This window comes from Curtobacterium sp. TC1 (assembly GCF_019844075.1).
Lineage (GTDB): Bacteria > Actinomycetota > Actinomycetes > Actinomycetales > Microbacteriaceae > Curtobacterium.
Genome location: NZ_CP081964.1, coordinates 310,519 through 324,614, shown reverse-complemented (window position 1 = coordinate 324,614; position 14,096 = coordinate 310,519). Strand labels below are relative to the sequence as shown.

General features: G+C 70.9%; 9 protein-coding genes. 1 reads left to right on the top strand and 8 read right to left on the bottom strand.

What is annotated here, in order from left to right; all coding sequences use genetic code 11:
- Window positions 1-63: 63 nt before the first annotated feature.
- The 3 genes from KZI27_RS02660 to KZI27_RS02650 all read right to left on the bottom strand — a co-directional run bounded on the left by KZI27_RS02660 (window position 64) and on the right by KZI27_RS02650 (window position 6,709).
- Window positions 64-2,889: a hypothetical protein gene (locus KZI27_RS02660; RefSeq protein WP_222659208.1), complete on the bottom strand. Its 2,826-nt coding sequence runs from the start codon at window positions 2,887-2,889 to the stop codon at window positions 64-66.
- A 304-nt stretch (window positions 2,890-3,193) separates the two neighbouring features.
- Window positions 3,194-5,329 (bottom strand): Ig-like domain repeat protein, encoded by a 2,136-nt coding sequence (locus KZI27_RS02655; protein ID WP_261784030.1) that lies wholly within the window; start codon window positions 5,327-5,329, stop codon window positions 3,194-3,196.
- Between the two features lie 93 nt (window positions 5,330-5,422).
- A complete protein-coding gene (locus tag KZI27_RS02650; protein ID WP_222659207.1) occupies window positions 5,423-6,709 on the bottom strand; it encodes a HupE/UreJ family protein in 1,287 nt (428 codons plus the stop codon).
- A 122-nt stretch (window positions 6,710-6,831) separates the two neighbouring features.
- On the opposite strand from KZI27_RS02650, the gene KZI27_RS02645 reads away from it, so the two are divergent.
- Window positions 6,832-7,560, top strand: coding sequence for a hypothetical protein (locus tag KZI27_RS02645; RefSeq protein ID WP_222659206.1), 729 nt, complete (start codon window positions 6,832-6,834; stop codon window positions 7,558-7,560).
- A gap of 24 nt (window positions 7,561-7,584) precedes the next feature.
- Here the strand turns inward: KZI27_RS02645 and KZI27_RS02640 are convergent, their stop codons facing one another.
- From KZI27_RS02640 to KZI27_RS02620, 5 genes are all read right to left on the bottom strand, one after another.
- Window positions 7,585-8,508 carry an ROK family protein gene (locus KZI27_RS02640; protein WP_220036441.1) on the bottom strand — a complete coding sequence of 308 codons (924 nt, stop codon included), beginning with the start codon at window positions 8,506-8,508 and terminating at the stop codon, window positions 7,585-7,587.
- Window positions 8,505-10,193 carry a dipeptide ABC transporter ATP-binding protein gene (locus KZI27_RS02635; protein WP_222659205.1) on the bottom strand — a complete coding sequence of 563 codons (1,689 nt, stop codon included), beginning with the start codon at window positions 10,191-10,193 and terminating at the stop codon, window positions 8,505-8,507. Before KZI27_RS02635 ends, KZI27_RS02640 begins: the two co-directional genes overlap by 4 nt.
- Window positions 10,193-11,086 carry an ABC transporter permease gene (locus tag KZI27_RS02630; RefSeq protein WP_111085912.1) on the bottom strand — a complete coding sequence of 298 codons (894 nt, stop codon included), beginning with the start codon at window positions 11,084-11,086 and terminating at the stop codon, window positions 10,193-10,195. The genes KZI27_RS02635 and KZI27_RS02630 overlap by 1 nt, the downstream gene beginning before the upstream one ends.
- A gap of 55 nt (window positions 11,087-11,141) precedes the next feature.
- Window positions 11,142-12,101 carry an ABC transporter permease gene (locus KZI27_RS02625; protein ID WP_222659204.1) on the bottom strand — a complete coding sequence of 320 codons (960 nt, stop codon included), beginning with the start codon at window positions 12,099-12,101 and terminating at the stop codon, window positions 11,142-11,144.
- 92 nt (window positions 12,102-12,193) lie between these two features.
- Window positions 12,194-13,990, bottom strand: coding sequence for a peptide ABC transporter substrate-binding protein (locus KZI27_RS02620; protein WP_222659203.1), 1,797 nt, complete (start codon window positions 13,988-13,990; stop codon window positions 12,194-12,196).
- Between the last annotated feature and the right edge of the window lie 106 nt (window positions 13,991-14,096).

Sequence of the window (14,096 nt, the reverse complement as noted above, 5' to 3'; positions counted from 1 at the left end):
GGGCATGGAGCGCACCCGGCCGTGGGCTGGGAACCCGGTAAGGGTCCGGCGACGGGCGACGGCCTACCGGGTCGTGAACGTCCCCCGCCCGCGCTGACCGGAGCCGTAGCCGAGGGCGTGCACGACGTGCGACCCCGCAGCGAACGAACCGGCCTTCGTGGTCTTGAAGCGGAGCTTGCCGTTCGCGTCGGCGGTCGCACGTCCGAGGCTGGTGCGGTCGATGCTCACCGCGACCGACTCACCGGCGCGGAACCCGCTCGCGGACACGGCGATCGTCCCGGGGCGACTGGCGCTGCCGAGCGTGGCGGTGGCGGCGGTGGTCGTCGCCTGGGCCTCGGTGCAGGCATCGCCGGGAGTCCCGACCTCGGGGGCCGACGCCGCGGGACGACCGTTCCCCGTGCGCACGCCGTCGTCCTCGCGGATCGTCAGCGCCCCGATCGAGTCGCCGATCACCGATCCGCCCTGGGTGTTGCTGAGCGTCATCGGGTACGCGGACGTGCGGGTCTCGGACGGCTGCCGGTCACCGGTCACGGCGACCCGGACGGCCTTGCAGACCTCGCCCGGCTGGAAGGTCACCGGCTGCACGGTCGGTCGGATGCGGCTGTCGTAGCTCTGGTCGAGGTCGAAGAACACCGTGGTGGCCGCCTCCGCCGGTCGGGAGAGGACGACGGCGGCGGAGACCCAGGCGCGGCGACTGCCCTCGTCGACGAACCGGTCGGCGATCCGCACTGTGGGCCGGTCCGTGACGGCGGGCGTGCCCAGCGTCGCCGCGGGGAGCAGCGCCACGTCGCTCAGCAGGACGCCGCCGTTCTGCTTCGGGACGTCGATCGTCACCTCGCGCACCGTGGTCAGGTCGACTCCGGTGAAGGACGCGAGCGGGATCTGCGCCTGCTGCAGCAAGGTCTTCCGCGGCGAGTTCCGCGTGCCCGGGAGCAGCTGACCGGCGCGGCTGACGTCGGACAGCTTCCGGGTGGCGACCGCACCGGCCGCATCACGGATGCTCACCGAGAGGTCGGCGTTCGTCGCCGTGGTGTCATCGGGCGAGACGCGGAGCGACAGGGTTCGGAAGCCGGAGAATTCCGCGGCTGCGGCGGCCACCGGGATGTGGAGCTGCCCACCGGACTTCGCGCCGATCGGCGTGAGGTGCAAGGACGGCGTCGACGGGACGGAGGCTGCCAGCCACGCGGGCGTGTAGTCGGGCACGTTCGACGAGATCGACACGCAGGCCGGCAGCCCCTGCTTCGTCGGGAGTGAGTCCGTGCTCGCGCACGTCGCCGAGGTGATCGACCCGGTCGTGGTGATCGCAGGGTCCTTGTGGTCGAACACGGCGAGGTCACGACGGCTCGAGCCGGGAAAGGATGCGCTGACCCGGAGGTCGGCCTTGCCGAGCGCGGCGGGCTGGCGGTTGCTGCCGTCGAACATCGGCAGGAACTGCTGCTCGCCACCGAGCGTCAGGCGGAAGAAGCCGCTGATCAGGCTGGTGCCGACCGCGTACTGCGCGTCGGACGACAGCCGCGTGGTCTTCTTCGCCTTCGAACCGCACACGGCGTCCGACTCGTCCCACCAGTCGTCGGACGACGCCTTCGGGTACTTCCCCGGGGTCCACGTGGTGTTGAAGAAGTTGTGGTCGGCGCCCATCACCAGGACCGACGAGCGCAGGACGTCGTCGCCGAAGGCCGTGCGGGAGTCGTCGAAGAAGTGCTGACCCTGCAGGTCGGAGACGTCGCCGTCGCAGTAGGGCAGCACGACCGCCAGGTTCGTGTCGGGGAGGGTCATCCGCCCGAAGTCGGTGGGTGCGAGCGGCAGGACGGCCCTGATCCCGAACGGGCTCGTGCGCTGCATGTTGAGCAGCGCCGCACGGACGACACCGTCGCCGCCACGAGAGTGGCCCATGAGCCCGACGTCGGTCAGGTCGAGCTTGCCGGTGAGCAGTGGCGACAGCCGGGGTTCCTGCCCCGCGTCCGCACGTTGCAGCAGGCTGAGGTGGTCGAGGACGAGCTGTCCGCGGGCCGTTGCCCCGCCGTCGTCCGCCAGGGCGCCGTCGAGCGCGTTGATCGCGTTCGCGGAGATCGAGACGACGACCGTGCCGTGGCTGGCGAGCGCCGTCGCGGCGGCGTTGTAGCCGAGGTAGCTCGGGATGTCGGTCTGCCCCGGGCCGCACGGCCAGGCTCGGCGGTTCGGGGTCCCGCCGAAGCAGGCCTCGTGGCGGCCGTGCAGGAACACCGCCACCGGACGCTTCCCGGGGGCGTCCTTCGGCAGGAAGACCGCCGCGCGCATCTCGCCCTTGCGGCCACCGAAGCCGGTGAGGGTCACAGCCTCGTTGCCCAGGTCGTAGTCGGCCCGGACCACCGCGTACTGCCCGGGAGCCGAGGGGTCGTCGGTGAGCGGGGCGGGTGCGGCACCGGGAGCGGCCTGCGGTGCGGTGGGCGCCTGGCCGGTCGACTGCCGCTCCGCGTCGCCGGTCCACCCCTGCTCGACGGAGTCGGCATCGGCCACGGCGGGGTCGGTCGTCGTGACCGTGAGCTGCCGCTGGTCGAGGCTCGTCTGGGCGACACCGATGTCCTCGCCGTCGACCACGAGCACCGGTGCCGCGGCACGGAGGGGCAGCGGCTCGTCGAGGTCGAGCGTCACGGTGTACCCGCCGTCGGTCGGCGTGACCGTCCAGTCGTCGCCCGCCGCCACGGGAGCCGTACCCGCGGTCGCGCCGGTCCCGGTCGTGCCGGTCCCGGTCGTGCCGGTCCCGGTCGTGCCGGTGGCGCCCGGGTTGCCCGGAGCGGCACTCGCCGGCAGGGCGACGACGGCACCGCCGACGGCGAGCGCTCCGGCGATCAGCGCCGAACAGGCGACGTGCAGTGCGACGGCGGAACGACGTCTCGGCGAACGGTTCACGGTGGTTCTCCCCGGAGGCTCCAGAGCGTGCGCCACCGCACGCTCTGGAGCCAACAGTAGGGACGCAGCGGATCGCGGCGAATCGTCCTGGAGGATGACCCGGCCGCCTGTGCCTTCCACCTGGTGCGGCCGGTTCGCATCGACAACGACACCGGGGTCGCGTCGGGCAGATTCCGGTACGCCCGTCGGCGTCGCCCTCGTCGCAGCACCGATCGCGGGCTGGGCGTCCACGATCGCACAGGGCTGAGCGACGCACGAGGGCCCCGCGACCCGAGTCGCGGGGCCCTCGCCCGGTGCACTGGTGTTACTTGATGACGATCGACTGCACCGGGCTGGTGCTCGTCGTCAGGGTGTCGGTGCCGGCGAAGACGGCGTGCAGCTTGTGCGTGCCCTTCTTCAGCGAGAGCGCCGAGGTGACCTTGCCGTTCTTGACGGTGACGGTCGCCAGGCGCTTCGTGCCCTGGTAGATCCGCGCCGTGCCGTTGACGGTGAAGCCCGTGGCCTTGACCTGCACGGTCGCCTTGCCGCCGCTGTACTTGAGCGCCGTGCGGGACGGGGCCTTCGTGACGGTGACGGTGGTGGCCTTCGCGGTCGCCGAGTCGGTGCCCGAGAAGGTCGAGTCCGCGTTGACGAACTCGGCGGTGAGCGCGTGCGTGCCGATGGCCAGGGCGCTCGGGAGCGTCATGGTCGCGGTGCTGTTCTTGACGGGGACGGTACCGAGGACCTTCTTGCCGTCCGAGACCGTCAGCGTGCCCTGCTGCTTGCCGATGCCACCGGCGATGGTCGCGGTGACCGTGGCCGGCTTCGCCGCGTTGTAGGTCTGCGACGCGGCGGAGACGGCGAGCGTCGTGGTGGTCGCCGGCAGCGTGGCGTGCAGGTCGAACTGGTCGACCGTCGAACCGATCGCGGCCGGGTCGGCGGTGGCGGTCGGCTGGAGCGTCACGCCGCAGCTGTCGACGTTGCCGTGCTGGACCGCCGAGTTGAGCGTGGTGCAGTCACCGGCACGGATGTCCTGCACGGAGAGCTTCTCGTCGGTGACCGACACCTTCACGAAGGTGCGGACGTGCTCCTGGTTCTCGACCGAGTTGGCCCAGTGGCGCTTGCCCGTCGGGTCGAGCGGGTCCGCGCCGTAGCCGCTCTGCGTGGCGTCCGGAGCGGTCAGGTCGTAGTACTTCGAGCCGGAGGCCGAGTTCGCCGTCATGTAGATGACGCCGCCGGGGCCGGAGAAGACCTCGGGAGCAGCGGGCTGCTCGTTGACGTTGGCCTTCTTGCCGTTCTTGATCGCGTAGCTGCGCGAGTAGGAGTGGTCGTGGCCCTGCAGGACGAGGTCGACGCCCATGTCGGAGAACGCACGCGTGAAGTCGAACCGGCGCTGCTGGTTGTCCTTGTCGTTCGCGTGGTCGGCCGGCGAGTAGATCGAGTGGTGGTAGACCAGCGTGGTCCACTTCGCGTCGTCGCCGTAGCGGTTGATGACGTCACGCACGTAGTTCACGTGGGCAGCGTCCGAACCGGCCGCGTAGGCGTTCGAGTTGATGTCGATGAACAGGACGCCCTTGTACATGTACCAGTAGTCGCCACCCGAGTTCGCGGTGGTGTTGCCGCCCGGGTAGAAGTCCGGCACCTTGAGCGAGTTCGGCACCTGGTTGTGCTGCTCGTACGCCTTGCCGCCGACGTCGTGGTTGCCGATGGTCGAAGCCCACGGGTAGCGCTTGAGGACGTCGCTGCTGTCGGCGAACGCACCCCACTCGTACTCGTTGTTGGCGTGCTCGATCTGGTCGCCACCGGAGACCAGGAGCTCGGCGTCCGGCTCGGTGGTCGTGGCGTACTTCAGCGTGTCCGCCCAGCCGGCGCCGTCGTCGTCGACGTAGCCCGACGAACCGATCTGCGGGTCACCGAAGAACAGGAAGTCGAAGTCGCCGGAGAAGCTCTTCGTGGTGAACGTGTAGGACGCCGACCATGCCGACCCGTCCGCCGCACCGACGTGGTACGTGTACGAGGTGTTCGGCTCGAGGTCCGAGATCGTGGCGTGGGCGTTGATGTAGCCCGACTCGGCGGCGATGCCGTCGATGTTCTTCGTGTTCGAGTCCGTCGTGCTCGTGTCGACGGCGGTGTTCGCGGCCCTCGACGCGGCGATCGTCGACTTGGCGTCGGTGAAGACCCCGTCGGTCATCGACGCGGTCTTCTGGATCTCGAGCGACTGGGCGACGTTCGTCGGGAAGTACCACGAGGCGATGCGCTGGCTCTCGGTGGCGCCGACGCCCAGCAGGATGTGGATCGGGCCGCCGGTGGAGATGTTGGTGGTGGGGGTGTTCGTCGCCGCGGTGGCGGCGTTCGTGCCGACCATCGAGGCGCCGGCGATGAGCGCGGCCCCGAGGACGGCTCCGCACACGCGGAGGGTGGTGGTTCTGCGCCGTGTGGTGGCGCCGGACAGAAGACTCATGGTGGTCCGTTTCTCAGACGTGGGATGGTGCAGCACGGAAGACTCTGCATGCACTGCAAAACGTCTTGGTAAACGCTGAGTGACAAGTCGTGGTCATCCTGCAGCGAGGCGCTCGACGAACCAGATCATCCCCATCACGAACACCCCGGCGGTGACGGCTCCGGTGACCCAGAGCGAGACACGGTGGGCCTTCCGGCGCAGGAGGGACAGCGGCGGGAACACGATGACGATGATCGCGAGCTGCACCGCCTCGATGCCGACGTTGAAGATGAGGAGCGACACGAGCAGTTGCCACGAGAACGCCTCGTGGATGCCCAGCGCCCCGGCGAACCCGAGTCCGTGGATCAGCCCGAACGCGAAGACGACGGCCAGGCGCGTCCAGCCGGCTCGGTCGAGCGAGAAGTGCCCGTGCGTACCGACCACGAGTTCGTCCGCCCGCGACCGGCGCCGCCAGAGCCGCCACAGGTACCAGCCGGCCACTGCCGCGATGGACAGGGCGATGAGCGGCTCGACGACGATGGCGGGCGGGCTCACCACCCCGAGCGCGGCGAGGATGAACGTGATCGAGTGCGCGATCGTGAACGCCGACGCGGTGTAGACCACTTCGCGCAGACGTCGTGAACCGGCGATGAGCGCGACGAGGAACAGGATGTGGTCGATCCCGGTCAGCAGGTGCTCGGCGCCGAGGCGGAAGAACTCCCAGAAGCGCTGCCCCGCCGACTGCTCGGTCGAGAACGACGGCTGCGCGGCGTCGAGTGTCGCCGACCCCTGCTTCGCGTCGACGTCGTAGGTGACGATCGTCTTGGTGTCCCGCACGAAGGTCTCGCTGTCCGGGAACAGCGTCGACCGGACGACGTGTCCGGTCTGCGTCTCCGACGGCTCGGGGCAGGTGAAGTCGGCCGTCAGGTGGGCGTACGGCACCTCGTCCTGCAGGTCGACCGTCACGGTCTTCCCGAGCACGGCCGTGCAGCGCTGCCCGCCGGCCCCCGTCACCGTGAACCGGTCGGACACGTACTTCCCGATGGCGTCGGTGTGCGCCTCCGCCGCCGACACCATGCCGGGGAAGTCGCCGTCGTCCCAGGCCGCCTGGCCCTGCGTGTGCAGGGGGTCGTCGTGCTCGCTGGTGGCGACCGACACCAGCATCAGGTCGTACTCGAGCCCGAGCTCCGCGTGCACGACCGTCGGTTCCGTCGACGTCACCTTCGCGTAGACGACCGAGCTGAAGCCGTGTGCCGATGCCGGCGACGCCCCGGCCAGCACGCCGACGACGACCACCCCGAGCAGCAGGAGCACGGCGACGACCCGGGCGATCAGCGCGGCGGCGCGGGACGGACGGACGGGGCGGGGGCGCAGGAGCGCGACGGAGGTTCCGGAAGGCACGCGCAGACGATCCGGCCCTCGGACGACCGGCAGGTGAACAGGTGGTGACCAGCAGTGGGACAGGTGTCGGACAGCCGCCGGAGTCGGCCCGGTGGGGCGCACCGACGTGTTTCGATGATGCAGTGACCCGCCTCGCCGCTCGGACGACCGTCCTGCTGACCGCCGTCGCCCTCGTCGGCGCCGGCGCCGCCGTGCTGGCCGGGTGCTCGGCGACGCCCGGCGGGACCGACGCAGGAGCCGGAACCGACGCCGGCACCGGCACGTCGGCGACGGCGCACGCCACGGCCGGTGTCCTCGGCGCGGGCTTCTCCGACCCGACGCGGCCGCCGGCACCCGAGGCCACCATCCACCCGGAGCCGGGTTCGTGGTCCGGGGTGCACGCCCCCGACGGTTACGACGTCGTGCTCCTGTCGGACGCCGGCGACGCGGAGGACGCTCCGACCCGGACCCTGCTCGACGCCGTCGCGTCGTGGGCGGCGGACGAGGACGTCACCGTCACGACGGTGTCGGCGACGGACGCCGACGACCGGATCGCCGCGGTCACCCGGGCGATCGACGAGCGGTCCGACCTGGTGATCAGCGTCGGCAACCACATGGTCGACCCGCTCGCCGCGGTGTCGCCGACCGCGCTGCACCAGCAGTTCCTGGTCGTCGGCGCCGAGATCGCCGAGCCGACGTCGAACGTGACGGCCGCGGACTGGACCGGCGGCGGCTTCCGCGGCGAGGGACTCGGGCCGTCGAGCCACTACGACCCGTCCACCTTCACCGAGGAGCGCGCCGACCGCGCGCTGCGTGCGGGCCTGGCGGCGGTGCTGCACGACCTGCGCGGCATCGTCGTCTGGGTGCGCTGACCCCGGCTGCCGCCGAGCCGGCCGCTACGCCGGCTCGGCCTCGAGCACCAGCGCGCGCACCTGCGACGCGGCGCCGAGCGCGACGGCGTCCGACCCGAGGGTCGACTGCGCCAGGCGGATCGTCGCGCCGCTCACCGGGGGCTCGGCCGCGATCGCCGCGGTGATGGCCGGTTCGAGCAGGTCCCACGACCGCGCGATGCCACCCCCGATCACGATCGTCGTGACGTCGAGGATGCCCGCGGTGAGCAGGGCGGCGCGCGCCAGTCCCCACCCCGCGGCCTGGAACACGGCCGCGGCGTCCGTGTCACCGGCACGTGCGGCGACCGCGACGTCGCGCGCCGACAGCCGCCGGCCGGATCGTTCGGCGTACCGGTCGGCGATGCCGCGGGCGCCCGCGATGGTCTCGAGGTGTCCGACCTGTCCGCAGGTGCACAGCGCGTCGCCGAAGCCCGGCACGTGGCCGATCTCTCCGGCGGCGCCGCGCGGCCCCGCGAACAGCCGTCCGCCGAGCACGAACGCACCGCCGACCCCGGTGCCGAGGGTCATCCCGAGCACGTCGGACTCCCCCGCGACGGCGCCGGTGGCGATCTCGCCGAGCAGGAACGCGTTCACGTCGTTGTCGAGCGTCGCCGGCACGCCGAGGGCGTCGTTGACCGCGCGGGTCACGCCGTAACCGGCCCAGCCGGTGAACGAGTTGCCCGTCACCAGGACGGTGCCCGTGGCCGCGTCGACCACGCCGGCCGCGCCCACCCCGACACCCGCCAAGGAGGCCCGGTGCCGGACGAGCAGGCCCGTCACCGCCCCGACGGCGGCCGTCACGATCGCCGCCCCGCCCGCGTGGGCGGGCGTCGGCAGGTCGACGCGGTCGACGACCTCGAGGTCCGGGGTCGTCAGGACGACCTTGGTGTTCGTGCCGCCGACGTCGACGCCGGCGATCACCCGGGTCACGCGGTCACCGCCGCGAGCGAGGCGAGGCGCTCGGTCCGCCGCTGCCGTTGCAGGACGGGGTCCGGCACCGGCACGGCGGCGAGCAGGCGTCGCGTGTAGTCGGTGGTGGGATGCAGGAGCGTCGTGCCGGTGGTGCCCTGCTCCTCGACGACCCCCTGGCGCATCACGACGACGCGCTCGGCGAAGTGCTGCACCACGGCCAGGTCGTGCGAGACGAACAGGCACGCGAAGCCCAGGTCGTCCTGCAGCTCGCCGAGGACCTCGAGCACGGTCTCCTGCACGCTGACGTCGAGCGCCGAGGTCGGTTCGTCGGCGACGAGCAACCGCGGCTCGAGCACCAGGGCACGGGCCAGCGAGACCCGCTGACGCTGCCCACCCGAGAGCTCACGCGGGGCCCGGGACGCCAGGGTCCGCGGCAGCCGGACGGCGTCGAGCACCTCGTCGATCCGGCGGCGACGGTCCGCCGACGACATGCCACGGCGGTGCACGGCGAGCGGTTCGGCGATGCACTCCGCGACGGACATCCGGGCGTCGAGCGAGGCCACGGGGTCCTGCAGCACGACGCCGATGCCGGACCGGAGTGCCCGACGGTCACGACCCTTGGCGCTGCGCAGGTCCTGTCCGAACAGCGAGACCGTGCCGGACGTCGGCTTGATGAGCCCGAGCGCCACCCGGGCCGCGGTGGACTTGCCGGAGCCGGACTCGCCGACCAGGCCGACCGTCTCGCCCGCGTGCACGGCGATGTCGATCCCCTGCAACGCCTGGACGGCGCGCGCCCCGCGCCCGAAGGTCACCGAGACGTCCCGCAGGTCGACCACCGGGGCCGCACCGGGCCTCCCGGCCGCCGCGTCAGCGGAGCCCGCGCCGACCGGAGCGGCGGGACGGTCGCCCGCCACGTCGAGCCGCGGCACCGCGGCGAGCAGCCGCTTGGTGTACTCGTGCTCCGGGCGGAGCAGGACGTCCTCGACGCCGCCGGTCTCGACGATCTCGCCCTGCAGCATGACCGCGACGCGGTCCGCGAAGTCCGCGACGACGCCCATGTTGTGCGTCACGAGCAGGACGCCCGTGCCGGTGTCGACGGCGAGCTTCCGGAGCAGTTCGAGGATCTCGGCCTGCACCGTCACGTCGAGCGCGGTCGTCGGCTCGTCCGCGATGAGCAGTTTCGGCGAGTTCGCGATCGCCATCGCGATCACCACGCGCTGCCGCTGCCCGCCGGACAGCTGGAAGGGGAACGACCGCGCCCGCTGCTCCGGCGAGGGGATCCCGACGCGGCGGAGCAGGTCGACGGCCTCGGCCGCGGCGGCGGACGCGGAGACGTCGCGGTGGTTCCGGATCACCTCGGCGATCTGCGCGCCGACCCGGGTGAGCGGGTCGAGGGCGGTCGCCGGCTCCTGGAAGACCATCGACACCGTGGAGCCCCGCAGTGCACGGAGCGACGGTTCGGGGGCGCCCACCACCTGGTGTCCCGCGACCTCGGCGCTGCCCGTCGCGGTCGCGTTGCCGGAGAGCAGGCCCATCGCGGCGAGCGCCACGGTGGACTTGCCGGACCCGGACTCGCCGACCAGGGCGAGCGTCTCGCCGGGGGCGACCGTCAGGGACACGCCCCGCACGGCCGACACGGTGCCGGACTCGGTGCTGAAGGAGACGCCGAGGTCGGACGTCCGCAGGATCGGTTCGGTGGTCATCAGCGGCCCCTCACGTCGAAGGCGTCCCGGAGCCCGTCGCCCACGGCGTTGAACGCGCAGACGATCAGGATCACGGCCAGACCCGGCGGCACGATGAGCCACCAGCGTCCGGAGTACGCGGCGGTGAGTCCCGCCGAGAGCATGCCGCCCCAGTCCGTCGCGGGCGGCTGCACGCCGAGGCCGAGGTACGAGACGTAGGCGACGAGCAGGATCGCGTCGGCGACCTGGAAGGTGGCGGCGACGACGATCGTGGACACCGAGTTCGGCAGCAGGTGCTTGCCGATGGCGCGGGCGTGCGAGCCGCCGATCGCGCGCAGCGTCAGCACGTAGTCGCGGTTCTTCAGCGTCAGGGTCTCGGCGCGGATCAGGCGGGAGGGCACCAGCCACGACACCAGACCGAGGATCAGGATGAGCCCGGCGACGCCGGGGGTCGTGATGGCCGAGATGACGAGCAGGATGAACAGCGCCGGGATCGCGATGCCCGCGTCGACGACGCGCATCATCAGCGCGTCGACCCAGCCGCCGACGTACCCGGCGACCGAACCCCACAGGGTGCCGACGACCGTGGCCAGGACCCCGGCGGCGATGCCGACCATGAGCGAGACCTTGCCGCCGTACATCAGCCGGCCGAGCACGTCGTGGCCGACGGCGTCGGTGCCGAGCCAGTGCGCGGCGCTCGGACCCTGGTTGGCCTGCTCGAGCAGGGTGTGGGTCTGGTCCGTCGGGTACAGGAACGGCCCGACGAAGCAGAACAGGACGATGACGACGATCACGGCCAGGCCGATCACGGCGAGCGTGTTGCCGCGGAACCGGCGGGCGGCGAGCCGGAACCCGGTGGCCGCGACCGTGACGGGCGCGCCCGGGGCTTCGGGTGCCAGTTGTACGGCGCTCATGCTCGGCTCGCCTTCACGTCATGGGTGGACGCAGTGTCGATCACTGTCACGGCGCTCATGCTCGGCTCGCCTTCACTCGGGGATCGATCAATGACTGCGCGACGTCAGCGAGCAGGGTGCCGATGACGGTCGCGATGGAGATGACGAGGACACAGCCGAGCAGCGTCGGGTAGTCCGACGACTGCGCCGCGTTCCAGAACAGGAGCCCCATGCCGGGGTAGTTGAAGAGCTGCTCCGTGACGAGGGCACCGCCGAACAGCACGGGCAGGTAGTAGCCGAGCATCGCGACGACGGGCGTCAGCGAGTTCCGGAACACGTGGCGGCGCAGGATCGTCATCGTCGACGCTCCCCCGGCGCGGGCGGTGCGGACGTAGTCCTCCTGCAGGTTCTCGAGGGTCGAGGCCCGCATGTACCGGCTGAACACGGCGATCATCGCGAGCGCTCCGGTGACGACGGGCAGGACGAGCCCGGCCGGGTCCTGGAACACCTCGGCGAGGGTGTTGCCGCTCGGCGCCTGCGACGGCAGCCACGGCAGCTGCTGGCTGAACACGATGATCAGGACGAGGCCGAGGAAGAAGGCCGGCGTCGAGTAGAAGACGAAGGCCAGCGCGGTGGCGGCGTAGTCGACCGCGCCGTTGCGGCGGGCTGCCTGGAGCATGCCGACCGGGATCGCGACGACGAGGCCGAGGACGGCGGAGATGCCGGTGAGGACGAGGGTCTTCGGCAGGCGCTCGGCGATGAGCTGCGACACCGGTTCGTTGAGCGTGTACGAGGTGCCGAGGTCACCCGTGAGCAGGCGGCCGAGGAAGCGCAGGTACTGCACCGGCAGGGCCTGGTCGAGTCCCTGCGCCTGGTTGAACGCGGTGATCTGCGCGGGCGTGGCCGAGACGCCGAGGACACCGCGGGCGGGTCCGCCGGGCAGCGCGTGCAGCAGGCAGAACACCACGATCGTGACGATGAGGATCACCGCGAGCGCCTGCAGGACGCGCCTGGTGAGGTAGAGGACTGTGGTCATGCGGCTTCCGTCGTCTGGTTGTTGCGTCGGAGCGGACGGGAGGCGCGGTGCGCGTCGGGCGCACACCGCGCCTTCCGTCCGTGGTCACGTTCCTACTTGGTCCACTTCCACTGGGCCGGGTGGAAGTTGGCGAGCGAGTCCTGGTCGAACCCGGACAGGCCCTTCTTGACGACCGAGATCTGGTAGTCGGGGCTCGGCAGCCAGATCACCGGCAGGTCCTTCGCGACCGCTGCGCTGTAGTCCTGCACGGCGGTGGCGTCGGTCGAGGTGGTGGTCGCGTCGATGAGGTCGTCGACCTGCTTGTTCGAGTAGCTGCCGAAGTTCGCCGAACCACCGGTCTGGAAGAGCGACTCACCGGTCGGGTAGGCCGGGAAGTACCAGCTGCCCGCGGTGCCGAAGAACGACAGGTCCCAGTCGCAGCTGGCCTCGTCGCTCGTGCACGTCGGGGTCTGCGACAGCACGCTCGACACCGGCGCGGTCTTGATGGTGAAGCCGATGCCGGTCTTCGCGAGCGAGGACTGGATCGCGCTCATCATGTTGTCGGTCACGGTCGAGCCGGACTGCGACAGCACGCCCATGGTGAACTTCGTGCCGTCCTTGACGCCCTCGCCGCACTGACTGTCCGACGTGCCCGGGTCGGTGCAGACCATCGTGCCGCCCTGCTCCTCCCAGCCGTGGCTGGTCAGCAGGTCCTTGGCCTTCGACGTGCTGAACGGGTAGGGGTTGCCCTTCTGCACGTCGGAGACGTAGTCGGACTCCTGCGCCTGCGGGATCGGACCGTAGGTCGAGGTGGCGGTGCCGTTGAAGACGACCTTCGACAGGGACTTCTGGTCGATCGACATCTGCACGGCCTGGCGGGCGTACAGCTGCTTGAAGACCGCACCCATGTCCGGGTTGTTGAAGTTGTACGGCATGTACGTGATCGCCCAGCCGGTCCACGGCTCGACCTCGTAGCCCTTCGCCGTGAACGACGACTCCTGGTCCATGTCCGTGGCGTTGATGTAGCCGTAGTCGACCTCGCCGGAGCGGACCGCGTTCACCTCGGCATCGGCCGTCGTGAACGGCAGCAGGTTGACGGTCGTGATCGAGGGCTTCTCACCACCGTCGTACTTCGTGTTCGCGGTGAGGGTGACCTTGCCGGCCGTGGTGAACGCCTTGACGCCGTAGGGACCGGAGATGGTCTTCCACAGGTCGTCGGTGGCGTAGTCGGAGATCTTGCCGGCCGCGGTGTTCAGGTACTTCCAGACCTGCTTCGCGCCGGCGGTGGTCTCGTCGGCGTCGGTGACCTTCGCGCTCGCGCTCGTCTTGTCCCAGGCGTGCTGCGGCAGCGGGATGATGTGGCTCAGCTGGTTGGCGAGCATCCAGTCCGAGTTGTACGCCTTGTCGAACGTGATCGTGAAGTGGGTGTCGTCGACGACCTTGAACGACGTCCAGTTGTCGGGCGCCTTGCCCTTCGAGTACGAGCCCCACTGGTCCTTGTTCGCCTTGATCAGGTTGAACCAGAACTCGACGTCGCGGCTGGTGATCGCCTCGCCGTCGGACCAGTGCCGGTCACCGAGGGTGATCTCGACGCTCTTGCCGTCGTCGGCGAACTCCGCGTCCGTGGCGACGGAGCCGTCCTTGTTCCACGCGATCTTGCCGGTGGAGCCGTCGTACGCGACGAGCGGCTCGTACAGCGACTGCGCGATGGAGCCGTTGTTGGTGTTGAGGTGCGCGGCGGTGCCGATCGGCAGGATCCAGTTGGGCGTGAAGTTGGCGGGGAGGGCGTAGTCGATCTCGTCCGTGTTCGCGTTCGAGGTGGCGGAGCCGCCCCCGGAACATCCGGCGAGCAGGGCGCTCACGGCGAGCGCTGCTCCGGTGAGGAGCGCCCAGCGGCGGGGCTTGGTCATGTGTGTCTCCTGGTGCGTGGGAGTTCTGGGGAGGTGGAGCACGCGTGCCGAGCGGCACGCACACAGTCAATGGCCAAAGCCGTTGGAAAAACAAACATCTTCGTGT